Raw genomic sequence first — 23,009 nt, 5'->3', positions numbered from 1 at the left:
ATGAAAACTGTCTAAAAAATTGTTGACATACCAGCACTGAAGGATGGCTAGTTGTCATAGCATATGCGGTTATTGGTATAGTTATAACGAGCGTTTCTTATATATTGTCTATTAAAATTTTTAACAAACAAGAACTATAATCAATACTCTTGGTGTGAAGCTAGTCATTGAAATAATTTTTAGAGCAGGTGATAAATCAATACGATTGTCATCTGTTCTTTTTGTTGTGGAATGAAATGTGGGGGATAAGTATAGGTGGCATATCTAGATTGATTTATTTGTTTTGAGGTGGTTATGTTGTGTGAGAATTGCATCCTTTTAGATAGTGGGGATTAGAGAATATATGTTATTTATAAGTATCATTTGATGATTGTATAGGCTAACGATTTCCTCGGAAATATTTAAAAACCTCGATCATGTAGCATAACTGAAGTTTGTCAAAAAAGTATAATGTGAAGTTCGACACTTTTGGATTCAGTTCAAATACTTTGACCGAGGTAAATACTATTTATTCATGTTTATTACGTAGACGTTGATTTTTAAAATAAATCAGCATGATGCAGAAGGTTGCAACTGATACTGAGATAATCATTACATGGTCGTGACCTTTAAATAAAAGGCTGACAATATAAGACATAACGAGTATCCCTAGTGAATATGAAATATACTTCGCATTTGTCAATTCGTTATGGAAATAAGGCGTGATTAACCATAATCCAATATAGAATATTAAAACACTGATGTACATCATATTAATTTCAAATAAGTCATTTAGTTTATTACTATTACTAAAAACAATTGCTGCATTAATAACGCCTAAAGCGATATTGATTAATAAATGCGTATACGATAAACGGAAACCGATAGATGACAATTTATGATTAATGTAATTTTCAGTAATGATCCAATATACACCGAAAAGACTAATTAAAATCATAAATTGGAATATATAAATGTAACTAAAATGATCAATGCTAAATGATGACGAAGCTAAACCAACCAGTACCTCGCCAAAGATAATAATTGTTAGTAACGAAAAACGTTCTACTAAATGCATCATATTAACAGGTGATAATACGAGATATTTTTGAAATGGAATAAGTCCTGTCGCTGCAATGAATACGCCTAAAAATCCAGGGATGTAATGGATACTTTGTGGTAGTACTAATGATAGAAATGATAAAAATGAAATCACAAAGGCTACGGTCGCAAAAGCTTGACATGTACGCTTATCGCCATAATCTAATCCTGTACGTATATGTAATAAATACTGTAATCCGATACTTAAATACATAATTGCCACGCATAAGAAGAATGGGAAGAATGTTTTTTCAAAGTCTGGATATAAACTATTAGATAGAAAGACCATGATAAACATATTAAACATCATAAACGAGACGTCTTTGAATGTAACTTGACCAAATCGATTTGTAAAAAATGTTTGATGAGACCACATTAACCATAAGAACAAACTCATGACGATGTATTTGAAAAATAAATCAGCTGAAATAGAACCGTTTTGTGTTGTTAAAATCACATGTGCAATTTTTTGAATGGCATAGACGAAAATTAAATCAAAGAACAACTCATGGAATCCTGCACGCTTTTCAGCTAAATGTTTTGGTGTTAATGCATTAACCATAAAATTTTAACTCCTTTAAGATGTGTAATTAATTTACTAAGTATACTATTTATTTTTTCTAGTGAATAGGGGCAGATTTGACGATGAAGTGGAAGGAGGGGTGACAGGGAGCTGGTTGCGGCATTAACAGTTATCAGCGATTTAATATTTGACTAGAGACGTAATGGTAAGAAAAAGTTGATGAGAAATTGATGGTGAAATCAGCTGTGAATAGCGATGCAATGATAGATAGCATTTAATTAGAGTCATTACGCGAAATGATTAATGATAATTTGTGGTAAATCAAAGCATAATTTTGTACTATAGATGAGGATGATAGAGCATATTTAAAAGTGTGAAATGTTAAAGTGAAACCGTTTACGTTTCCGATTGCCCAATCAAATTACTACATTGTATAATATGTCTTGTTAAATGCATAACAAGAATGAAAATGTAACATACGTAGCAATTGGTTTCATAAATTGGATGTTAGTGGCGTATTGGTTCATTAGACGTATTAGTAATAAAATTGTATATATCATAAGGAGATGAATATGACATGACGAGAGTCGTATTAGCAGCAGCATACAGGACACCTATTGGCGTTTTTGGAGGTGCGTTTAAAGACGTGCCAGCCTATGATTTAGGTGCGACTTTAATAGAACATATTATTAAAGAGACGGGTTTGAATCCAAGTGAGATTAATGAAGTCATCATCGGTAACGTACTACAAGCAGGACAAGGACAAAATCCAGCACGAATTGCTGCTATGAAAGGTGGCTTGCCAGAAACAGTACCTGCATTTACAGTGAATAAAGTATGTGGTTCTGGGTTAAAGTCGATTCAATTAGCATATCAATCTATTGTGACTGGTGAAAATGACATCGTGCTAGCTGGCGGTATGGAGAATATGTCTCAATCACCAATGCTTGTCAACAACAGTCGCTTTGGTTTTAAAATGGGACATCAATCAATGGTTGATAGCATGGTATATGATGGTTTAACAGATGTATTTAATCAATATCATATGGGTATTACTGCTGAAAATTTAGTAGAGCAATATGGTATTTCAAGAGAAGAACAAGATACATTTGCTGTAAACTCACAACAAAAAGCAGTACGTGCACAGCAAAATGGTGAATTTGATAGTGAAATAGTTCCAGTATCGATTCCTCAACGTAAAGGTGAACCAATCGTTGTCACTAAGGATGAAGGTGTACGTGAAAATGTATCAGTTGAAAAATTAAGTCGCTTAAGACCAGCTTTCAAAAAAGACGGTACAGTTACAGCAGGTAATGCATCAGGAATCAATGATGGTGCTGCGATGATATTAGTCATGTCAGAAGACAAAGCTAAAGAATTAAATATCGAACCATTGGCAGTGCTTGATGGCTTTGGAAGTCATGGTGTAGATCCTTCTATTATGGGTATTGCACCAGTTGGTGCTGTTGAAAAGGCTTTGAAACGTAGTAAAAAAGAATTAAGTGATATTGATGTATTTGAATTAAATGAAGCATTTGCAGCACAATCATTAGCTGTAGATCGCGAATTAAAATTACCTCCTGAAAAGGTGAATGTTAAAGGTGGCGCTATTGCATTAGGACACCCTATTGGTGCATCTGGTGCTAGAGTTTTAGTGACATTATTGCATCAACTGAATGATGAAGTTGAAACTGGTTTAACATCATTGTGTATTGGTGGCGGTCAAGCTATCGCTGCAGTTGTATCAAAATATAAATAATAAGAAAACAGGTTATCACAACAGTATTAATTACATGTTGGCATAACCTGTTTTTATTTGTTTATGGATTTATTGGGTAATATTAGTCATTTGATGGTTTAATTGCAAATGCTCTAACAGGGAACCCAGGTGCATCTTTTGGTTTAGGGCTGATAGCGTAAATGATGGCGCCACGAGTTGGTAATTGAACTAAATTAGTTAATAACTCGACTTGGTATTTATCCTGACCAAGAATATAACGTTCGCCAACTAAATCACCATTTTTTACAACGTCCACAGATGCATCGGTATCGAATGTTTCATGACCAACAGCTTCAACACGGCGTTCTTCAATTAAGTACTTCAAAGCATCTAATCCCCAACCCGGTGCATGTTGTTGTCCGTTCGCATCTTTGTTTTCAAACGTTTCAATATTAGGCCAACGTTTTGACCAATCGGTACGAAGTGCAACAAAAGTGCCAGATTCAATAGTACCATGCTCTTTTTCCCATGCTTCTAAATGTTCACGTGTTACGATGAAATCATTGTTATTCGCTACTTCTGTTGAAAAGTCTAATACAATTAACGGCAATACCAATTCTTTTAAATCAATGTCTTCTAAATAACGTTTATTCTCGACAAAGTGAATTGGTGCATCAATGTGAGTACCATATTGCGTTACAATATTCCAACGTTGCACATAGAAACCATGATCTTTAACCGTGAATAAAGTTGAAACTTCGCCTTTTTCAAACTCACTAAAACGTGGTATTTCCGGATCAAATGTATGCGTTAAATCAACCCAAGTTGCTTGTTTTAAAGTATTTAATTGTTGCCATAAAGGATATTGTGTCATAAAATCACCCGTTTTTAGTTTATTATATGATAAATGCTGCGATTATTCTTGGCGTTTAGCTTTAACAGCATTCACAAGTACAGTCAATGCATCTTTAACTTCTTCTTCTTTTCGCGTTTTCAAACCACAGTCAGGGTTTACCCAGAATAATGAGCGATCGATTTGTTGTAGTGAACGATTGATTGCTGTAGTAATTTCTTCTTTTGTTGGAATACGTGGACTATGAATATCATATACACCTAGACCAATACCTAAATCATAATTAATATCTTCAAAGTCTTTAATTAAATCACCATGGCTACGAGATGTTTCAATTGAAATAACATCAGCATCTAAGTCATGAATAGCATGAATGATTTGACCGAATTGAGAATAACACATATGTGTATGGATTTGAGTTTCATCACGAACTGAAGACGTTGCAAGTTTAAATGATAAAACAGCATCTTTAAGATATTGTTCGTGATATTCAGAGCGTAATGGTAAGCCTTCACGTAATGCAGGTTCGTCAACTTGGATAACTTTGATTCCTGCAGCTTCAAGTGCTAATACTTCTTCGTTGATTGCTAAAGCAATTTGATCTTGAACAACTTTACGTGGTAAATCAACACGTTCAAATGACCAGTTTAGAATTGTTACAGGACCAGTTAACATACCTTTAACTGGTTTATCTGTTAAGCTTTGTGCATAAACTGTTTCATCAACAGTTAAAGGCGCTGTCCATTTTACATCACCATAAATGATTGGTGGTTTTACGGCACGTGAACCATATGATTGCACCCAACCGAATTTAGTTACTAAGAAACCTTGTAATTTTTCTCCGAAGAATTCAACCATGTCATTACGTTCAAATTCACCGTGAACTAATACATCTAAGCCGATGTCTTCTTGAATTTTAATCCATCGAGCAATTTCATTTTTTAAGAATGTTTCATATGCTTCGTCTGTAATGCGTTTGTTTTTCCAATCTGCACGGTATTTTCGAACTTCTCGGCTTTGTGGGAATGATCCAATAGTTGTTGTTGGTAAATCCGGTAAGTTCAAACGTTTTTGTTGTTGTTCAATACGTTGCGCGAATGGTGATTGTCTTGAAGTACGCACGCTTTCGAAATCATAATCTAAGTTTTTGAATGATTGATTTTGGAAACGCTCATAACGTGCTTTTAATTTATCATATTTAACACTATCGTTTTGATTAAATAGGCGACGCAATGCATCTAATTCGTCTAATTTTTCAGTAGCAAAGCTTAAGCCTTCGCCAACGCTTGTATCTAATGTTTCATCATCTAAAGATACTGGAACATGTAATAATGAAGATGATGGTTGAATGACAAGCTCATTCGTGTGGGCTAACAATTTATCGATTAAGACTTTTTTAGCTTCAATGTCACTTGCCCATACATTACGACCATCGATAATTCCAGCGTATAATGTTTTTGATTTATCAAAATCTCCTGCTTCAATTTGTTTAAGGTTATAGCCATTATCATGGACAAAGTCTAAACCTAAACCACCAACAGGTAAAGAACTTAAGAATTTAAGATGTACACGTTCAAAGTATGTTTGAATGACTAATTTTTTAGCAACACCAGCTTTTTCGAAATAGTCATAAGCTTCACGTGTAATATTTTCATAGCTTTCACTGTCGTCTGTAACTAAGATTGGCTCATCAACTTGAATGTACTCAGCACCTGCATCAATTAATGATTCAAACACTTCTTTATAAAGTGGTAATAACGTTTTAACTTTTTCTTCAAAAGTTTGGTGACCGCCTTTTGATAATTTAACAAAAGTAATCGGACCAACAATGACAGGGTGAGCGTTAACGTTTAAAGATTGGGCATATTTAAAGCGATCTAATAATACATTGCGACTCACTTTAGGCTCAACATTGTCCCATTCAGGTACGATGTAATGATAGTTAGTGTTAAACCATTTTATAAGTGCACTTGCAACATGGTCTTTATTACCGCGAGCAATATCAAATAATAAGTCATCATCGATAGTTCTACCTTGGAAACGTTCTGGGATGATGTTGAATAATAATGACGTATCTAAAATATGGTCATATAAAGAGAAATCACCAACTGGGATGCTATCTAAGTGATAGTACTTTTGTAATAATAAATTTTCTTTATGTAGATCAGTTAATGTTTGATCTAATTCTTCTTTAGAAATCTTCTTTGCCCAATAACTTTCGATGGCTTTTTTCCATTCTCTTTTTCTACCTAATCTTGGGAATCCTAAGTTTGATGTTTTAATTGTTGTCATAATATTGCCTCCTTGTGAGCAGTAATAGATTTTGAGTATGCTGCAAGTTCTAATGAATCTTCGACATTTTGAAACGGTGTGATAATGTATAAACCATTAAAATATTCATGAACAGTATCGATTAAATCCTTTGAAATCTTAAGACTTAGTTCTCGTGTTTTGGCTTTATCATCTTTAACTGCTTCAAACTGTTGTAAAATTTCATCTGACATCTTGATTCCTGGCACTTCATTATGCAAAAAGAGTGCGTTTTTGTAACTTGCGATAGGCATAATGCCTATGAAAAATGGTTTGTTCAAGTGCTTAGTGGCATGGTAAATTTCAATGATTTTCTCTTTGCTGTACACGGGTTGTGTTATAAAATAAGACATTCCGCTTTCTATCTTTTTCTCTAATCGTTTTACGGCACCATCTAATTTACGAACATTAGGGTTAAAGGCGCCAGCGATGTTGAAGTGTGTACGTTTCTTCAGCGCATCACCGTCAGTGTTAATACCTTGATTAAATCTTAGAGCGAGTTCAGTTAATCCTTTAGAATTAACATCATAGACATTGGTTGCACCTGGTAAGTGACCAACTTTTGAAGGATCACCAGTTATGGCTAATATTTCGTTAACGCCAATGAGCGATAATCCAAGTAAATGGGACTGCAAGCCGATTAAGTTTCGGTCTCGACATGTAATATGTACGAGTGGTTCAATGTTGTAATATTGTTTAATTAAGCTTGCAGCAGCAATGTTGCTAATTCTGACAGTTGCCAATGAATTATCTGCGAGTGTTACCGCATCTACATTAGCTTTATCAAGTTTAGCGATATTTTCAAAAAATCTATCCGTGTCTAAATGTTTCGGTGTATCCAATTCGATAATAACGGTTGGACGTTCTTGAACCTTAGATGTTAATGATTGTCTAACTTTATTTTGAGATGGATTGAAAAGTGCTTTCTTTGGTATCGGAATCACTTTTTTGTCATTAACAGGTTTAAGTGTCTGAATAGATTCTTTAATAAATTTGATGTGCTCAGGCGTTGTACCACAGCAACCACCAATTAAACGAACACCTTCGCGAATTAGATTTTGAGCAACTTGACCGAAATATTGTGCATTGTCACTATACTTAAATTCACTATTTTCAATATCTAATAAGCTGGCATTTGGATAACAAGATAAGAATGCGTGCTCTGGTAATTCAATATGTGTGAAAGACTCTTGCATATGGTGCGGGCCATGATGACAATTGAGTCCCACGATGTTTGCGCCACATTGAACGAGTTGTTTTAATCCTTCATTGATTGCCTGACCATTAACTAAGTAATTTGTGTTTGAAGCGGTTAATTGAGCAATGATTGGAATGTCGTATTTCTTTCTCGTTCGTGAAATGACATTTGTTAACTCTTCTAGGTCGTAATACGTTTCGAAAAGTAGCGCGTCAACGCCTTCTTCAATTAAGGTGTCTATTTGAATTTCAGTATGATAAAGAATAGTTTGTAAGCTGATATCCTCTTGTTTGATACCTCTAAACCCACCAACTGTTCCTAATATATACGTATCTTTATTTGCTGCTTTTTTTGCGATGCGAACGGCGGCTTGATGTATTGCTTTAACTTTATCTTCGAGATCGAATCGTTTTAACTTTTCAAAATTTGCACCATAAGTATTGGTTTGAATGACATCAGCACCAGCTTCAATATATGAACGATGGATACGCTCAACTTTATCTGGATGGCTAAGATTATATGCTTCTGGACAGGTGTCTAACCCTTCAGAGTATAAAATGGTTCCAATAGCGCCATCAGCTACTAAAACATTATCTTTCAATTGTGTGAGGAATTGACTCATTGAATGCCTCCTTTAATGCGTATTTGATGTCTGCAATGAGTTCATCAGGATCTTCGAGACCAACACTTAATCGGAATAGACCGAAAGTGATACCACGTTCTTGTCTCACTTCTTCAGGTAGTGCAGCGTGAGACATTGTTGCTGGATGTGAAAGGATCGTTTCAACACCGCCCAGACTCACTGAAACGAGTGGTAATGTCAGTGCATCGACAAATTGTTGTGCTTTAGACTCATCAGCTAAACGTAAGCCAATAACGGCACCGCCATTTTTAGCTTGTTCTAAATGAGATGCAGTAAGTCCCGGATAATAAACTTCTGAAATTTCACCTTGCTTTATTAAAAATGACACGATTTTTTGCGCGTTTTCAACAGATTGTTTAAATCTGATTGGAAATGTTTTCAAATGTTTAGCAAGCGTCCAGCTATCTTGAGCAGATAACATATTGCCCGTACCATTTTGTATTAAATAAAGTGCTTCACTAATTGCCTTATTATTAGTAATGACAGCACCAGCAATTAAATCGCTATGTCCACTTAAAAATTTTGTAGCACTATGAATGACAATATCAGCGCCAAGTAATAAAGGTGATTGACCTAACGGTGTCATAAATGTATTGTCTACAGCTACCAGTAGTTCATGCTTTTCGGCTATTTTAGAAACAGCTTTGATATCAGTAATTTTAAAACAGGGATTCGATGGTGTTTCGATATAAATTAATTTTGTGTTTGATTGAATGGCACCCTCGATTTGTTCGAGCTTGGTAGTATCTACGGTTGTAAATTCAATATTAAAACGATTCAAAATTTGCTCAGTGAGGCGAAAAGTACCGCCATATACATCATCGGGTAAAATGACATGATCACCAGATTTGAAAGTCAAAAGTACTGCTGAAATAGCAGCAATACCTGATGCAAAAGCAAAAGCGAATTTTCCCTGTTCTAATCGTGCTAACTTCTCTTCTAAAAGTTCACGGTTAGGGTTGCCACTTCGTGCATAATCATATTTAACATCGCCACCAAGACTTGTTTGATGGAATGTTGAAGAATCATAGAGTGGTGGGTTAGCTGAATGATATTCCACACCTCTACGCCAATCGAATATCACTTCTGTCTCTTTTGAAAGTGTCATACAATCTCTCCAATCTGAGCTTTATCTAATGCTTGGATGATATCGCGTTCGATGTCTTCATAATTTTCAACGCCTAGTGATAAGCGGATTAAATACTCATCAATGCCACGTTTATCTTTTTCAGCATCTGGCATATCAACATGTGTTTGTGTGTAAGGGAAGGTCACTAATGTTTCAGTACCTCCTAAACTTTCTGCAAAAATACAAATATCTAAATTTTCTAATAATTTAGCGACGCTATAGGCCTTGTTAAGTCTTAAACTAAGCATGCCAGTTTGCCCGCTATATAGTACTTCATCAATTGCTTGAAGTGACTGACATTTTTTAGCAAGTTTTCTTGCGTTTGATTGCGCACGCTCAATGCGTAAATGCAAAGTTTTAAGTCCACGTAACAACAAATAACTATCTATTGGTGATAGTGTTGCGCCAGTCATGTTGTGAAAATCAAACAACTGTTGCGCGAGTGATTCATCTTTGACGGTTACGACACCTGCTAGTACATCGTTATGTCCGCCAATATATTTTGTAGCTGAATGTAAGACGATATCAGCACCATCTGCTAAAGGCGTCGAAAGATAAGGTGTTAAAAAGGTATTGTCGATGATAGATAATAAACCTTTATCTTTACAAAGTTGGTAATATGGCTTTACATCAATAGCAATCATTTGTGGATTAGATATTGGTTCAATGAATAATGCTACTGTTTTATCAGTGATTTCTTTTTCAACTTGTTCATAATCTGTAAAATCAACGTACTTAAATTTGATATCGTATTGTTGCTCGTAAAATTCAAATAATCTAAATGTGCCGCCGTATAAATCGAATGAAACTAAAATTTCATCATGAGGTTTAAATAGATTACATATTAATTGAATGGCTGACATTCCACTTGATGTAGCGAATGATGCAATACCATGCTCAAGTTTGGCAAAACAGGTTTCAAATGTTGAGCGTGTAGGATTTTTAGTACGTGTATAATCAAAACCTGTCGATTGTCCTAGTTTTGGATGCTTGTAGGCAGTAGATAAATGGATTGGATTCGCTATAGCACCGGTTGAATCATCAGTTAATGTGATTTGGGCTAACTGTGTATCCTTCATATTAAGACCCTCCTGTAAGAAAAAATAAAAAGCTTCCGTCCTTCGTACCCGAATGAATCGGATAAAAAGGACGAAAGCTTATGTTTCGCGGTACCACCTTTATTTGTTATTCCATCGCTGAAATAACCTTATTCAGTACGCATTAAAAGTAAATATGCTTACTGAATAATTATCACAATTAAAGTCAGTAAGTAAGGATATAGTAATGTGATATCCCATACTTATTAACAAAAAATCGTGCGTAAAGAATCCAGTACGCCATTTAACATCAATGTTAATACTGTATCGCTATAACGGGCGAACCCGTAGACACCTCATATTGGCATCAACACTCCAAGGCCATTTTCAAACACGCTTTCAAAATCTTCTCTCAGCTACTAAAGACTCTCTGTATAAGCAGGGTGTGTTTTACTTTCCTCTTTATTGTGTTTACGTTTCATTAAACTGTTATAAGATATAAATTAGCTTACAGAGTAAAAAAAGATTTGTCAACAATTATTCAGAAAATTTTGATTTAAAAGTTAATTTGTTTGTGAAATTGTAATTGGTATCTTGAAGTTGAAAAATGAATTATTTTTTAAATAAAGTGTGGTTAATGGTTGTCTGACTCATTTAGAATACATAAAATATATTTAACTGCTGTTATCAAATAAAAAGTGATGTGAGTGAATTGTCAAAAAGTGAAGATCAACGTATTACTAAAACAAAAGATGAACAAATTAAGCAAATAGATATATCGGATATCAAACCGAATCCGTATCAGCCCCGAAAAACTTTCGATGAAAATCATTTAAATGATTTGGCAGATTCAATTAAGCAATATGGTATTTTGCAACCAATTGTGCTTAGAAAAACAGTTCAAGGTTATTACATTGTAGTTGGTGAAAGAAGGTTTAGAGCTTCGAAAATTGCTGGTCTAAAATACGTATCAGCGATTATCAAAGATTTAACAGATGAAGATATGATGGAACTGGCGGTCATCGAAAATTTACAACGAGAAGACTTAAATGCGATTGAAGAAGCTGAAAGTTATCAACGTTTGATGACAGATTTGAAAATTACACAACAAGAAGTAGCGAAGCGATTGAGTAAGTCGCGCCCGTATATAGCGAATATGTTGAGGTTATTACATTTACCGAAAAAGATTGCTGACATGGTAAAAGATGGGCGACTGACAAGTGCACATGGACGAACGTTATTGGCAATTAAAGATGAACAACAAATGCTTAGGTTAGCGAAACGGGTTGTTAAAGAAAAGTGGAGTGTTAGATATTTAGAAAACCATGTTAATGAATTAAAAAATGTTTCGTCAAAGTCGGAAACAGACAAAGTAGATATAACTAAGCCTAAATTTATAAAGCAACAAGAACGACAGTTGCGAGAACAGTATGGCGCAAAAGTAGATATATCGATAAAAAAATCAGTCGGCAAAATCTCATTTGAGTTTGAATCGCAAGATGACTTTGTGAGAATCATTGAACAATTAAATCGTAAGTATGGTAAATAGTTACACAATTTTATATAATATCACTTTGTGAATCTATAGATATATCGATAGTTATCTATATTCTTTGAAGATGATGCGACTTCAGTAGGTTGGAAGAATACAATAATATTAATAAAATTATTTGAGACTATATAGAAGGGAGTAACGCTAATTATGGATCAAGTTATGAGTATTATTTCATCGCTAGTCGAACCATTAACTAAAATTGAAACATATGAAAGTATTGCTACTAAATTAGCGATGATAATTATATATATTATCGTTGCATTAATCGTAATTAAAATACTAGATAAAATGATTGCCCAAGGATTTAAAATACAAAACAAGAGTAAAAAGGGTAATAAAAAACGTTCGAAAACATTAATCTCATTGGTGCAAAATGTTGTTAAATATATCGTGTGGTTTATAGTTATCACTACCATTTTAAGTAAATTTGGCATTAGTGTTGAAGGGGTAATTGCCAGTGCTGGTGTCGTAGGCTTAGCAGTAGGTTTTGGTGCTCAAACTATAGTTAAAGACGTAATTACAGGATTCTTTATTATATTTGAAAGCCAATTTGATGTAGGTGATTATGTTAAGATAAATAACGGTGGTACAACTGTAGCAGAGGGAACAGTTAAATCAATTGGACTCCGTTCAACACGTATAAATACAATATCTGGAGAACTTACAATCTTGCCAAATAGTAGCATGGGTGAAATAACGAATTACTCAATTACGAATGGAACAGCAATTGTTAAAATTCCAGTATCTGTAGATGAAAATATTGATAATGTTGAGAAGAAATTAAACAAATTATTTACATCTCTGCGTAGTAAATATTATTTATTTGTAAGTGATCCTGTTGTGATTGGTATTGATGCCTTTGAAGATACTAGAGTAATATTAAGGGTTTCAGCAGAAACAATACCAGGTGAAGGTTTCTCTGGTGCTCGTATTATTCGTAAAGAAGTACAAAAAATGTTTTTACAAGAAGGTATTAAGACACCACAACCAATAATGACACCTTTTAATCATAGTGAAAACGGTGTTTAGTAGTTTATAATACATGGAGGTCATATTTAATGGCGTCAAAATATGGAATAAATGATATAGTAGAAATGAAAAAACAACATGCGTGTGGAACCAATCGTTTTAAAATTATTAGAATGGGTGCTGACATTAGAATTAAGTGTGAAAATTGTCAACGAAGCATTATGATTCCACGTCAAACGTTTGATAAAAAACTAAAAAAAATCATCGTATCTCAGGATGATACACAAAGATAGGAGAATGATTCATGGCTTTAACAGCAGGTATCGTTGGCTTACCAAACGTTGGTAAATCAACATTATTTAATGCAATTACAAAGGCGGGTGCCTTGGCAGCAAACTATCCGTTCGCAACTATAGACCCAAACGTGGGTATTGTAGAAGTGCCAGATGCAAGACTACTTAAATTAGAAGAAATGGTTCAACCTAAAAAAACATTACCTACTACATTTGAATTTACAGATATTGCCGGAATTGTTAAAGGTGCTTCTAAAGGTGAAGGTTTAGGTAATAAATTCTTATCACATATTAGAGAAGTAGATGCAATTTGTCAGGTTGTTCGTGCTTTTGACGATGATAATGTAACACATGTAGCTGGTCGAGTTGATCCAATTGATGACATCGAAGTTATCAATATGGAATTAGTACTTGCAGACTTAGAATCAGTTGAAAAACGCTTACCTAGAATTGAAAAATTGGCACGTCAAAAAGATAAGACTGCTGAAATGGAAGTGCGTATTTTAACAACTATTAAAGAAGCTTTAGAAAATGGTAAACCCGCTCGTAGTATTGACTTTAATGACGAAGATCAAAAATGGGTGAATCAAGCGCAATTACTGACTTCTAAAAAAATGCTTTATATCGCTAATGTTGGTGAAGACGAAATTGGTGATGATGATAATGATAAAGTAAAAGCGATTCGTGAATATGCAGCGCAAGAAGACTCAGAAGTGATTGTTATTAGTGCAAAAATTGAAGAAGAAATTGCTACATTAGATGATGAAGATAAAGAAATGTTCTTAGAAGATTTAGGTATCGAAGAACCAGGATTAGATCGATTAATTAGAACAACTTATGAATTATTAGGATTATCAACATATTTTACTGCTGGTGTGCAAGAAGTACGTGCTTGGACATTTAAACAAGGTATGACTGCACCTCAATGTGCTGGTATCATTCATACTGATTTTGAACGTGGATTTATCCGTGCCGAAGTAACAAGTTATGATGACTATGTACAATATGGCGGCGAAAGTGGCGCTAAAGAAGCGGGCAGACAACGATTAGAAGGTAAAGAATATATTATGCAAGATGGCGATATCGTTCATTTCAGATTTAATGTATAAACGATAGAGTCAAGTTAATTAAATAGTATATATGTAGAAGAGGCGGAATCAATTGTTCGCCTCTTTTAATTATGTGTATAATTTATTAAAAGAATGGAATAATTTTACTCGCGTTAATAATATCTTGAGTGCTGAAAAATTGTTTGCCTTCGCCAGTATAAGCAGGCTCTAAAACAAGATTAGCCTTTGCACAATAAAGCCATTCAGGATGAATGCCACTATTAAGTATCTCTTGGAATTCTTGAAAATCTTTAGACCAATCAATATTTAAATTCATTCCTTACCACCTCACAACCATTATAGAACATCTGTTCGTTTTTGTGAAGTGCATTTTTAAAAATATCATAGAAAATTTCAAATGAATTAATGTCAAAAATGATATGAAGAGTAGTTTGAATTATTATTGTAAAAAGTAATGGCGCATGATATAATTCTTTATTGTGAGTAATGAAAATTATTCCTTGCTTATCTGTTTTAAGATTGATAAGCCGTATAGACCACAAGGAGGTGCAAATATAAAATGAGAACATATGAAGTTATGTACATCGTACGCCCAAACATTGAGGAAGATGCTAAAAAAGCGTTAGTTGAACGTTTCAACGGTATCTTAGCTACTGAAGGTGCAGAAGTTTTAGAAGCAAAAGACTGGGGTAAACGTCGCCTAGCTTATGAAATCAATGATTTCAAAGATGGCTTCTACAACATCGTACGTGTTAAATCTGATAACAACAAAGCTACTGACGAATTCCAACGTCTAGCTAAAATCAGTGACGATATCATTCGTTACATGGTTATTCGTGAAGACGAAGACAAGTAATAATTAGAGGGGGCGTTTAAATGCTAAATAGAGTTGTATTAGTAGGTCGTTTAACGAAAGATCCGGAATACAGAACCACTCCCTCAGGTGTGAGTGTAGCGACATTCACTCTTGCAGTAAATCGTACGTTCACGAATGCTCAAGGGGAGCGCGAAGCAGATTTTATTAACTGTGTTGTTTTTAGAAGACAAGCAGATAATGTAAATAACTATTTATCTAAAGGTAGTTTAGCTGGTGTAGATGGTCGCTTACAATCCCGTAATTATGAAAATCAAGAAGGTCGTCGTGTGTTTGTTACTGAAGTTGTGTGTGATAGTGTTCAATTCCTTGAACCTAAAAATGCGCAACAAAATGGTGGCCAACGTCAACAAAATGAATTCCAAGATTACGGTCAAGGATTCGGTGGTCAACAATCAGGACAAAACAATTCGTACAATAATTCATCAAACACGAAACAATCTGATAATCCATTTGCAAATGCAAACGGACCGATTGATATCAGTGATGATGACTTACCATTCTAATAAAAATTAACGAAATTAAAGCGAAAAAATTATCAAAGGAGGCACACAATCATGGCAGGTGGACCAAGAAGAGGCGGACGTCGTCGTAAAAAAGTATGCTATTTCACAGCAAATGGTATTACACATATCGACTACAAAGACACTGAATTATTAAAACGTTTTATCTCAGAACGCGGTAAAATTTTACCACGTCGTGTAACTGGTACTTCAGCTAAATATCAACGTATGTTGACTACAGCTATCAAACGTTCTCGTCATATGGCATTATTACCATATGTTAAAGAAGAACAATAATATTTAATATATTATAACCCCCGTAGGCATAGGCTTATGGGGTTGTTTTTGTGTTTTGGGATAAAAGATGAAGAACCAAAAAAGAGGATGTGAATGTTTTGTGTTCGGAATTTGCACAAAGATATGTTTATATTGCAAAAATAATATGAATTTAGATGCATAAAAAAAGAGGCAACCGTCAGTAACAGTTAACCTCAAGTGCATTCCGCAGATATGCACCGCTATTTATGTATAATATTAATCTGTTTTTAGATAAAAATCAAGGTTATTGATAAAGTTCTTTAAACTTCTTAATTTAGGTCTTGCTCGAACGCCTATAATTTTATCATAAGTCGACTCGCTTATCTTTGATCGTAAAAAATCAAGGTTTTGTTCGAATTGCCTTATAATTCTTTGGAGTTCTGCTTTAGAATAAGAGAGACCAGAACAAATTAGAATTAATAAAATGAGATAATCAATTATTCTGTCGAAATCTAAATTGTGTATATCCATTTTTACTGCTAAATATTCTTTTAATCTATTACTTGTCTCTCCAGTTTTAAATCTACAGTCATAAAGTACACCATTGTGAGCTATAGCATTTCTTAAGCCTTTCATACAATCAATGATGTCACCTAGTATATCTTTACTTTGATCAAATGCTGGGGAGTATAATTTTAGTTGTTTTTGAGCTTCTATATTTAAATTTTGGGACATGCAACGAGTGAAAAACACCAGATTTCCTAAAGTGAATAATTCAAATACGGCATATAGTGGCACGGTTCTATCTTGATGTATGTAATGATAAATGTAAGGTTTTGAATTACAATGTTCATGGATCATGTCGTAAATATCTCTTCTTAGTCTAGTAGTATTTTTTTAATGTTTTTTATATTTTGAACTACCGGGACTATAACTTTTATAATATGTTAATGATTTTTGAAATAAACTATCTAAATCAAAGCCAGAGTTTACACAAACTATTTCTAGCAATCTATTTTTAATAGCCGTTTCACAGAACATAACGTGTTTATAGAAAAGGTTTTTAATTTCTGTATCAAAACTGTATAAAGCGTGTAGTTCGCTGAATTTTTCAAAATTAAGTTCTTCCTCTTTGTTTAAAAAGAAATTATACCCTTTGAATCCATGAAAATAGCCGATGTTTCGTAACTGGTTTTTTTCCGTGCTACCATTTATTTGGATACCTTTATTGTCTCTTATATGTCTCATTAAACCATCAGTAGTTTTAGGTGTTTTTCTGTTCATAGTTTTTAACTCCCCAATCGTTCAAATTTATTCAGCATATCTTTCGCCATCTGATTAGTAACATGTGTGTATATCTCTAGATTTTTTTATAATCTGAATGACCTACATGCTCTTGCATTGCTTTTAAGTTAATTCCTAATTGAGCAAGTGTAGATATATGCGAATGATGTAATGTATGCGTCGTTGCAGGTTTCTTAATAGAACTAATCTCAGTTGTCTCTTTGATAGCCCCCCCTTTAATAATGTTATTTATTTTGTTTAAATCGATAGGACCACCAGCTGCATTTGTGAATATGTACCCTATATTAATAAACTTATCATTCAAAGCATAAGTGTTCTTAGTAAGTCGATGCTATGGATAGTGAGCCCTATGGCCCTATAGCTATTACTTCTTTCAGTTGTCTCTTTTACTCCGGATGCTTCCATTTTTAATCAGTTATCCAATTAATTGCACTATCGATATCTAGCGGTTTATCTTTATAGTTTATATTTCCTCTCTTTATTGCAAATAGCTCACCGATACGCATGCCATTAGCAATTTGAAACTGCACCATAGCTTTTACCATTTTATAATTACGTTTTCTCGTTGGATATTTTTATACTTAATTACATAGTCGAAACAATCCAGTATTTCTTTCACTGCATTATCTTTTAAATAGTTATTACATATAGTTAGTAACGCATCACTATAGGGATATCTATTTTATCTATTACACATATAACTTTGAATTGCTTACTATTTTAAATTAACAAATTTTATTCTCTTAGATTTAGTCCAATTATGTGTAGACGATTTATAGTTATTAAATTCAGGGTGGTAGCAAATTAAAGTTAATCAAGAGTTAAGATGAATTTAATCCATGAACACGTCTATTATTTTTATAATTGTAGCAAATAAAACTTTACATCAAGGAGGTAATTAAATATGTTCAAAAATATGACTCAAAAAATTCAATAGTATTAAAATCTATTCTATCGCTAGGTATCATCTATGGGGGAACATTTGGAATATATCCAAAAGCAGACGCGTCAACACAAAATTCCTCAAGTGTACAAGATAAACAATTCCAAAAAGTTGAAGAAGTACCAAATAATTCAGAAAAAACTTTGGTTAAAAAACTGTACGATAGATACAGCAAAAATACAATAAACGGAAAATCTAATAAATCTAGGAATTGGGTTTATTCAGAGAGGCCTTTAAATGAAAACCAAGTTCGTATACATTTAGAAGGAACATACAGAGTTGCTGATAGAGTATATACACCTAAGAGAAATATTACTCTTAATAAAGAAGTTGTCACTTTAAAAGAATTGAATCATATCATAAGATTTGCTCATATTTCTTATGGCTTATATATGGGAGAACATTTGTCTAAAGGTGACATCGTCATAAATACAAAAGATGGTGGTAAATATACATTAGAGTCGCACAAAGAGTTACAAAAGAATAGGGAAAATGTAAAAATCAATACAGCTGATGTGAAAAATGTAACTTTCGAACTTGTGAAAAGTGTTAATGACATTGAACAAGTCTGAAATTAAGTTAAATTCGTATATACAGTGTTTTATCGCTAATACTTTGAAAGTTAGGTATCCAAAGATGCCTAACTTTCTTTGTTATGACCATCATCATATAGAAAATTCTTTAATGATGTTAATGTCGAAATTTGCAAAAATAATTTCTCTTTTATGGTTAATCAATATGTTTTTACATTCGACAACCTTAAAATTAACTTCTTTCAATTCCATAAAAAAGTCTCTATAAAATAACTTAGTTTAAAAACGATTCGTATCTTTCAGATTCAAATACCATCATTTTCTCCTAAGACTTACATTTTAATTACAATTATGTAAGTTGTTTTCAGAGGCATCCTATTTTATATTTTGTCAGAGGTGATCTTTTGAAAACGATTTTAAAAACAATAACATATCTCGCACTTACTATCATTGGCGCTTATGCTGCTTTATTCATTTTAAAAACAATAGACTCTCATGGTATAACAGATCAATTTAACCCATTAGTAAAGGAAGATGATTCTTATGTTAAAACGACAGAGGTGTCTACTAGAATGGATGATCAACTCCGAAGTTATAGTCAAAGTGCTTTTAATAAAGAAGGGAAAGAGACGCAATTAATGTATACTGCTACATTTGATGTTAAACCGCATAGATACTTAAAAATTACACATAAGGGTCATCATGTAGAAACTTTTGAAGAAGTTGAAAAGGAAGAAGTACCAAAGAAAGCATTAGACAAACTGAGTCGATAATAGCATCCTTATATTACATGGTTCATTTTAAAGATGAGTACGAAATGAAGTGACACATGACGATTAATTTAAAAATATTTGTAATAATTATGAATAGAATTAAAAACAAGGGGTAATACAATCTATATAGCATATAAGCTTTTGTTATGAGTTTCAAAAAAAGGAAGAGAGAGTGATATTATGAAATTAAAATCATTAGCAGTGTTATCAATGTCAGCGGTGGTGCTTACTGCATGTGGCAATGATACTCCAAAAGATGAAACAAAATCAACAGAGTCAAATACTAATCAAGACACTAATACAACAAAAGATGTTATTGCATTAAAAGATGTTAAAACAAGCCCAGAAGATGCTGTGAAAAAAGCTGAAGAAACTTACAAAGGCCAAAAGTTGAAAGGAATTTCATTTGAAAATTCTAATGGTGAATGGGCTTATAAAGTGACACAACAAAAATCTGGTGAAGAGTCAGAAGTACTTGTTGCTGATAAAAATAAAAAAGTGATTAACAAAAAGACTGAAAAAGAAGATACAGTGAATGAAAATGATAACTTTAAATATAGCGATGCTATAGATTACAAAAAAGCCATTAAAGAAGGACAAAAAGAATTTGATGGTGATATTAAAGAATGGTCACTTGAAAAAGATGATGGCAAACTTGTTTACAATATCGATTTGAAAAAAGGTAATAAAAAACAAGAAGTTACTGTTGATGCTAAAAACGGTAAAGTATTAAAGAGTGAGCAAGATCACTAAAATATGTTGTAATACTAATGATAATAACATGTCTTAATTCATATTAATTATTAAAATACCCTCACAACGCAATGTAATATATCCCGTATGGATTTGAAAGGATATATGCCTAACGTGTTGTGAGGGTTTAATTGCATCTATTTATCCATTCGAATATCGACTTCTTCTAAATGTTTCTGATATTCTTTAACCTTACTTTCTAAAAACATTTCATATGGTGCATCAAAGAAGTCAGCTAAATGCATGGCATCTTTAAATTTAGGTTCATGGTGATGATTCTCCCATTCCCAAATTTGATGTGCTTCATATTTAGTACCATATTTCTCATTTAATTGTTGTGCTAATTCGTCAATTTCTAAATTATGTTTAGTTCGTAAGTTATATAAAATATGCATATTCATTGTTCATTAACCTCGCTTCTTGATTTAAAATTCAAAGATGCTAATAATATGTGTATATTCTAGTCCTATAACATAAAATAATCAAGCTATGAATTCGGCAGAAAAAATAATGTATATGATATTGTCGGTACAGAGACTTTAAATAACGATAGCTACATTGAATAAAATTGATATTCAATTACTACTTTGAAAAATATTTAGATAAAAATAATTTGAATTTGTTTTAGAAAGTCTAATAACGGGTACTACTTAGAATAACGCAAAATAAATAGAAAAAGGAGGCTGAAAATTATGTTTGGATTTATTGGAATGTTAATTGTCGGTGGCTTAATTGGATGGGCTGCTGGTGCTATTATGGGTAAAGATATCCCAGGTGGTATTTTAGGTAATATTATCGCAGGTATTATTGGATCATGGTTAGGTGGAACATTATTAGGACATTGGGGTCCTGAACTAGGAAGCATTTACATCTTACCAGCTTTAATTGGTTCAATTATCTTAATTGCACTGGTAACTTTAATTTTAAGAGCTATGCGTAAATAATAAAAAATTCAATTGGAAATTGAATTAATATAAAGATGGCATTCAGTTGTCATCTTTTTTATTTGCGTGAAAATGGTCAATATGTATTATAATATTTGAAAATGTAGGTAAGATAGGATTAAAAAGTAATAAATTAACATGAGAAGAGGTTGGAAATAAAAAAACGAGTATTTGACAAATAAAAAAAGGATGACGTTGGGTTGCGCCATCCAGGAGTATTATGTTCATGAATATAAAAGACTGTGTAGTCATTTAAGAACTACACCCATATAGTAACACATCACTTGATTAAAGACAATACTATTTTTAGAGTCATTAATTTAAAATATGAATTAATTATTTTTTTAGAATAGAATATTGAGATTGATATCGAATTAGTAGTCAAAGTGTTATGGTAGATATGAAATACATAAGGTAAGGAGTAATATTATGACGATTTATTTAGTTAGACATGGCGAATCAAAATCGAATTATGATAATAAACATTTTAGATCTTATTTTTGTGGACAATTAGATGTGCCGTTAACGGATACTGGCACAAAAAGTGCAGACGATTTATGTGATTATTTTAAAGAGAAACAGATTAAACATGTATATGTTTCAGACTTATTAAGAACACAGCAAACGTTTGAACATATTTTTCCATATGACATTGCATCAACGACTACGCCTCTATTAAGAGAACGTTCACTTGGCGTATTTGAGGGTGAATATAAAGATGAAATCAGTGCGAATCCGAAATATGAAAAATATTTCAATGACCCAAACTTTAAAGACTTTCGTCATAGTTTTTCACAAAAAGCGCCTGAAGGAGAAAGTTATGAAGATGTATATCAACGCGTAGAACATTTTATGAATCATGTTGTCAATGAAGATACACAAAAAGATGATATTGTCATTGTTGCACATCAAGTTGTCATTCGTTGTTTAATGGTTTATTTTAATAACGTTTCACGGGAAGAAGCTGTGGATTTAAAAGTTGAAAATTGCAAACCATATATCATTGAATAGAAGTATAGAGGTTCTGAAAAGCTGTGTTTTATAGCGGCCTTCAGAACCTTTTTTTGTATTTGGAATTTAATGGGAATCATTCTTATCAAAAGACTTACCACCAATAGCTAATGTGATAATTGCGCTTGCGAACAAAATAATTGAAGTTATAAATGACGCTAATGTAAAAGGTGTAAATTGTGTGAGCGATAATATCAATGATAAAAAGAACCAAGAGATAGCCCCTAGAAATTGTAAAATAGCAGAAGAAATTCTAAAACTCATATAATCATATATAGCTAAAACAAGTGAAGGTAATGCGACTAATACCATTATAATGATGTTGAGGGTGAATAAATATGGCTGTTCAAAAGTTACTGTGTTTGGTCCTGTTGGATGCATTGCTGCTAAGAACAAGCAAACAATCGTCGATAAAATTGCTAAAATAATAAAAGTGATTCGAACTTTCATCATGACCATCCTTTGTTTATAGAGTCAATATAAGTATGGAATATGTTAGGGATATAGTCAAATGCGTCAACTAATGTGGATTTTAGGATGGATAGAGAATTTAAGATCAATAAAAGACAGGCTGGGACATAAATCAATATTCTATGCTCTACGAAGTTATATTGGCAGTAGTTGACTGAACGAAAATGCGCTTGTAACAAGCTTTTTTCAATTAAAGTCAGGGGCCCCAACACAGAGAATTTCGAAATGAAATTCTACAGGCAATGCGAGTTGGGGTGTGGG

23 protein-coding genes, 3 pseudogenes and 1 other annotated feature are annotated in these 23,009 nt (G+C 33.1%); of the genes and pseudogenes, 14 read left to right on the top strand and 12 right to left on the bottom strand.

The genetic code is table 11. The features are described from left to right. Nucleotides 1–32 precede the first annotated feature (32 nt). Nucleotides 33–140, top strand: a pseudogene (locus HMPREF2658_RS14290) (ABC-2 transporter permease); the annotation flags it as partial. 368 nt (nt 141–508) lie between these two features. Here the strand turns inward: HMPREF2658_RS14290 and HMPREF2658_RS09025 are convergent. Beyond that, on the bottom strand, nt 509–1,642 hold the full coding sequence (locus HMPREF2658_RS09025) for a low temperature requirement protein A (protein WP_000245694.1): 1,134 nt from the start codon (nt 1,640–1,642) through the stop codon (nt 509–511). 538 nt (nt 1,643–2,180) lie between these two features. On the opposite strand from HMPREF2658_RS09025, the gene HMPREF2658_RS09015 reads away from it, so the two are divergent. After that, nucleotides 2,181–3,362 (top strand): acetyl-CoA C-acetyltransferase, encoded by a 1,182-nt coding sequence (locus tag HMPREF2658_RS09015; RefSeq protein ID WP_000199079.1) that lies wholly within the window; start codon nt 2,181–2,183, stop codon nt 3,360–3,362. An 82-nt stretch (nt 3,363–3,444) separates the two neighbouring features. Here the strand turns inward: HMPREF2658_RS09015 and HMPREF2658_RS09010 are convergent, their stop codons facing one another. From HMPREF2658_RS09010 to HMPREF2658_RS08990, 5 genes are read right to left on the bottom strand one after another with little or no spacing between them, the layout of a single operon-like run. Continuing rightward, nucleotides 3,445–4,197, bottom strand: a complete 753-nt coding sequence (locus HMPREF2658_RS09010) for a cyclase family protein (RefSeq protein WP_000195915.1) — start codon at nt 4,195–4,197, stop codon at nt 3,445–3,447. A 42-nt stretch (nt 4,198–4,239) separates the two neighbouring features. Beyond that, nucleotides 4,240–6,468 carry a 5-methyltetrahydropteroyltriglutamate--homocysteine S-methyltransferase gene (metE, locus tag HMPREF2658_RS09005; protein ID WP_000207631.1) on the bottom strand — a complete coding sequence of 743 codons (2,229 nt, stop codon included), beginning with the start codon at nt 6,466–6,468 and terminating at the stop codon, nt 4,240–4,242. Then, nucleotides 6,465–8,306: a bifunctional homocysteine S-methyltransferase/methylenetetrahydrofolate reductase gene (locus HMPREF2658_RS09000; protein WP_000077313.1), complete on the bottom strand. Its 1,842-nt coding sequence runs from the start codon at nt 8,304–8,306 to the stop codon at nt 6,465–6,467. The genes metE and HMPREF2658_RS09000 overlap by 4 nt, the downstream gene beginning before the upstream one ends. Beyond that, complete coding sequence (gene metC, locus HMPREF2658_RS08995) at nt 8,275–9,435, bottom strand: cystathionine beta-lyase MetC (protein WP_000175862.1); 1,161 nt, start codon at nt 9,433–9,435, stop codon at nt 8,275–8,277. Before metC ends, HMPREF2658_RS09000 begins: the two co-directional genes overlap by 32 nt. After that, nucleotides 9,432–10,535, bottom strand: coding sequence for a PLP-dependent transferase (locus HMPREF2658_RS08990; protein ID WP_000655697.1), 1,104 nt, complete (start codon nt 10,533–10,535; stop codon nt 9,432–9,434). Before HMPREF2658_RS08990 ends, metC begins: the two co-directional genes overlap by 4 nt. 63 nt (nt 10,536–10,598) lie before the next feature. Then, nucleotides 10,599–10,968 (bottom strand) — a binding site (T-box leader). 228 nt (nt 10,969–11,196) lie between these two features. Between HMPREF2658_RS08990 and HMPREF2658_RS08985 the strand changes: the two genes are divergently transcribed. From HMPREF2658_RS08985 to ychF, 4 genes are all read left to right on the top strand, one after another. Beyond that, complete coding sequence (locus HMPREF2658_RS08985) at nt 11,197–12,042, top strand: ParB/RepB/Spo0J family partition protein (protein WP_001621659.1); 846 nt, start codon at nt 11,197–11,199, stop codon at nt 12,040–12,042. A gap of 153 nt (nt 12,043–12,195) precedes the next feature. Further along, complete coding sequence (locus tag HMPREF2658_RS08980) at nt 12,196–13,077, top strand: mechanosensitive ion channel family protein (RefSeq protein ID WP_000373079.1); 882 nt, start codon at nt 12,196–12,198, stop codon at nt 13,075–13,077. Between the two features lie 29 nt (nt 13,078–13,106). Continuing rightward, nucleotides 13,107–13,310 carry a DUF951 domain-containing protein gene (locus HMPREF2658_RS08975; protein WP_000157348.1) on the top strand — a complete coding sequence of 68 codons (204 nt, stop codon included), beginning with the start codon at nt 13,107–13,109 and terminating at the stop codon, nt 13,308–13,310. An 11-nt stretch (nt 13,311–13,321) separates the two neighbouring features. Further along, entirely contained in the window at nt 13,322–14,419 is a 1,098-nt protein-coding gene (ychF, locus tag HMPREF2658_RS08970) for a redox-regulated ATPase YchF (protein ID WP_001218729.1), read from the top strand. An 85-nt stretch (nt 14,420–14,504) separates the two neighbouring features. On the opposite strand, the gene HMPREF2658_RS08965 is transcribed toward ychF, so the two are convergent. Further along, a complete protein-coding gene (locus tag HMPREF2658_RS08965; protein WP_001052483.1) occupies nt 14,505–14,696 on the bottom strand; it encodes a hypothetical protein in 192 nt (63 codons plus the stop codon). A gap of 243 nt (nt 14,697–14,939) precedes the next feature. Here HMPREF2658_RS08965 and rpsF point away from each other — a divergent pair, with 243 nt between their 5' ends. Genes rpsF through rpsR form a run of 3 tightly spaced genes read left to right on the top strand, consistent with a single transcriptional unit; the run spans nt 14,940 to nt 16,054 of the window. Continuing rightward, nucleotides 14,940–15,236 (top strand): 30S ribosomal protein S6, encoded by a 297-nt coding sequence (rpsF, locus tag HMPREF2658_RS08960; RefSeq protein ID WP_001261460.1) that lies wholly within the window; start codon nt 14,940–14,942, stop codon nt 15,234–15,236. A 20-nt stretch (nt 15,237–15,256) separates the two neighbouring features. Continuing rightward, complete coding sequence (gene ssb, locus HMPREF2658_RS08955; protein ID WP_000934799.1) at nt 15,257–15,760, top strand: single-stranded DNA-binding protein; 504 nt, start codon at nt 15,257–15,259, stop codon at nt 15,758–15,760. 51 nt (nt 15,761–15,811) lie between these two features. Then, nucleotides 15,812–16,054, top strand: coding sequence for a 30S ribosomal protein S18 (rpsR, locus tag HMPREF2658_RS08950; RefSeq protein ID WP_000897044.1), 243 nt, complete (start codon nt 15,812–15,814; stop codon nt 16,052–16,054). Nucleotides 16,055–16,291: 237 nt separating this feature from the next. Here rpsR and HMPREF2658_RS08945 read toward each other — a convergent pair. Further along, nucleotides 16,292–17,299, bottom strand: a pseudogene (locus tag HMPREF2658_RS08945) (Abi family protein). 5 nt (nt 17,300–17,304) lie between these two features. Then, nucleotides 17,305–18,019, bottom strand: a pseudogene (locus HMPREF2658_RS14275) (tyrosine-type recombinase/integrase); the annotation flags it as partial. Between the two features lie 198 nt (nt 18,020–18,217). Here HMPREF2658_RS14275 and HMPREF2658_RS08930 point away from each other — a divergent pair. The 3 genes from HMPREF2658_RS08930 (at nt 18,218) to HMPREF2658_RS08920 (ending at nt 20,322) form a co-directional block, all read left to right on the top strand. Further along, on the top strand, nt 18,218–18,835 hold the full coding sequence (locus tag HMPREF2658_RS08930; protein ID WP_029549319.1) for an enterotoxin-like toxin X: 618 nt from the start codon (nt 18,218–18,220) through the stop codon (nt 18,833–18,835). A 365-nt stretch (nt 18,836–19,200) separates the two neighbouring features. Next, nucleotides 19,201–19,569, top strand: coding sequence for a YxeA family protein (locus tag HMPREF2658_RS08925; protein ID WP_000849162.1), 369 nt, complete (start codon nt 19,201–19,203; stop codon nt 19,567–19,569). Nucleotides 19,570–19,749: 180 nt separating this feature from the next. Beyond that, entirely contained in the window at nt 19,750–20,322 is a 573-nt protein-coding gene (locus HMPREF2658_RS08920) for a PepSY domain-containing protein (protein ID WP_000769722.1), read from the top strand. A 137-nt stretch (nt 20,323–20,459) separates the two neighbouring features. On the opposite strand, the gene HMPREF2658_RS08915 is transcribed toward HMPREF2658_RS08920, so the two are convergent. Continuing rightward, a complete protein-coding gene (locus HMPREF2658_RS08915; protein WP_001055897.1) occupies nt 20,460–20,723 on the bottom strand; it encodes a helix-turn-helix domain-containing protein in 264 nt (87 codons plus the stop codon). 291 nt (nt 20,724–21,014) lie between these two features. On the opposite strand from HMPREF2658_RS08915, the gene HMPREF2658_RS08910 reads away from it, so the two are divergent. Further along, nucleotides 21,015–21,266 carry a GlsB/YeaQ/YmgE family stress response membrane protein gene (locus tag HMPREF2658_RS08910; RefSeq protein ID WP_000466741.1) on the top strand — a complete coding sequence of 84 codons (252 nt, stop codon included), beginning with the start codon at nt 21,015–21,017 and terminating at the stop codon, nt 21,264–21,266. 42 nt (nt 21,267–21,308) lie between these two features. On the opposite strand, the gene HMPREF2658_RS08905 is transcribed toward HMPREF2658_RS08910, so the two are convergent. After that, nucleotides 21,309–21,518 carry a hypothetical protein gene (locus tag HMPREF2658_RS08905; RefSeq protein ID WP_000211680.1) on the bottom strand — a complete coding sequence of 70 codons (210 nt, stop codon included), beginning with the start codon at nt 21,516–21,518 and terminating at the stop codon, nt 21,309–21,311. Between the two features lie 177 nt (nt 21,519–21,695). Here HMPREF2658_RS08905 and HMPREF2658_RS08900 point away from each other — a divergent pair, with 177 nt between their 5' ends. Further along, nucleotides 21,696–22,277, top strand: a complete 582-nt coding sequence (locus HMPREF2658_RS08900) for a histidine phosphatase family protein (RefSeq protein ID WP_000158376.1) — start codon at nt 21,696–21,698, stop codon at nt 22,275–22,277. Between the two features lie 66 nt (nt 22,278–22,343). On the opposite strand, the gene HMPREF2658_RS08895 is transcribed toward HMPREF2658_RS08900, so the two are convergent. Beyond that, nucleotides 22,344–22,727 (bottom strand): hypothetical protein, encoded by a 384-nt coding sequence (locus tag HMPREF2658_RS08895; protein ID WP_000868245.1) that lies wholly within the window; start codon nt 22,725–22,727, stop codon nt 22,344–22,346. Between the last annotated feature and the right edge of the window lie 282 nt (nt 22,728–23,009).

This window comes from Staphylococcus sp. HMSC062H10 (assembly GCF_001836945.1).
In the GTDB taxonomy this organism is placed as follows: Bacteria; Bacillota; Bacilli; order Staphylococcales; family Staphylococcaceae; genus Staphylococcus; species Staphylococcus aureus.
This window is presented reverse-complemented; position numbering and strand designations above follow the sequence as displayed.

Excerpts from the sequence above, each read along its gene's own strand:
- HMPREF2658_RS08980 (WP_000373079.1), top strand. The coding sequence starts at position 12,196 with ATGGATCAAGTTATGAGTATTATTTCATCGCTAGTCGAACCATTAACT.
- HMPREF2658_RS09025 (WP_000245694.1), bottom strand. The coding sequence starts at position 1,642 with ATGGTTAATGCATTAACACCAAAACATTTAGCTGAAAAGCGTGCAGGA.
- HMPREF2658_RS08990 (WP_000655697.1), bottom strand. The coding sequence starts at position 10,535 with ATGAAGGATACACAGTTAGCCCAAATCACATTAACTGATGATTCAACC.
- HMPREF2658_RS09015 (WP_000199079.1), top strand. The coding sequence starts at position 2,181 with ATGACGAGAGTCGTATTAGCAGCAGCATACAGGACACCTATTGGCGTT.
- HMPREF2658_RS08975 (WP_000157348.1), top strand. The coding sequence starts at position 13,107 with ATGGCGTCAAAATATGGAATAAATGATATAGTAGAAATGAAAAAACAA.
- HMPREF2658_RS08905 (WP_000211680.1), bottom strand. The coding sequence starts at position 21,518 with ATGACTACACAGTCTTTTATATTCATGAACATAATACTCCTGGATGGC.
- HMPREF2658_RS08915 (WP_001055897.1), bottom strand. The coding sequence starts at position 20,723 with ATGAATATGCATATTTTATATAACTTACGAACTAAACATAATTTAGAA.
- rpsR (WP_000897044.1), top strand. The coding sequence starts at position 15,812 with ATGGCAGGTGGACCAAGAAGAGGCGGACGTCGTCGTAAAAAAGTATGC.
- HMPREF2658_RS08910 (WP_000466741.1), top strand. The coding sequence starts at position 21,015 with ATGTTTGGATTTATTGGAATGTTAATTGTCGGTGGCTTAATTGGATGG.
- ychF (WP_001218729.1), top strand. The coding sequence starts at position 13,322 with ATGGCTTTAACAGCAGGTATCGTTGGCTTACCAAACGTTGGTAAATCA.
- HMPREF2658_RS08965 (WP_001052483.1), bottom strand. The coding sequence starts at position 14,696 with ATGAATTTAAATATTGATTGGTCTAAAGATTTTCAAGAATTCCAAGAG.
- HMPREF2658_RS09000 (WP_000077313.1), bottom strand. The coding sequence starts at position 8,306 with ATGAGTCAATTCCTCACACAATTGAAAGATAATGTTTTAGTAGCTGAT.
- ssb (WP_000934799.1), top strand. The coding sequence starts at position 15,257 with ATGCTAAATAGAGTTGTATTAGTAGGTCGTTTAACGAAAGATCCGGAA.
- metE (WP_000207631.1), bottom strand. The coding sequence starts at position 6,468 with ATGACAACAATTAAAACATCAAACTTAGGATTCCCAAGATTAGGTAGA.
- rpsF (WP_001261460.1), top strand. The coding sequence starts at position 14,940 with ATGAGAACATATGAAGTTATGTACATCGTACGCCCAAACATTGAGGAA.
- HMPREF2658_RS08920 (WP_000769722.1), top strand. The coding sequence starts at position 19,750 with ATGAAATTAAAATCATTAGCAGTGTTATCAATGTCAGCGGTGGTGCTT.
- HMPREF2658_RS08895 (WP_000868245.1), bottom strand. The coding sequence starts at position 22,727 with ATGAAAGTTCGAATCACTTTTATTATTTTAGCAATTTTATCGACGATT.
- metC (WP_000175862.1), bottom strand. The coding sequence starts at position 9,435 with ATGACACTTTCAAAAGAGACAGAAGTGATATTCGATTGGCGTAGAGGT.
- HMPREF2658_RS09010 (WP_000195915.1), bottom strand. The coding sequence starts at position 4,197 with ATGACACAATATCCTTTATGGCAACAATTAAATACTTTAAAACAAGCA.
- HMPREF2658_RS08900 (WP_000158376.1), top strand. The coding sequence starts at position 21,696 with ATGACGATTTATTTAGTTAGACATGGCGAATCAAAATCGAATTATGAT.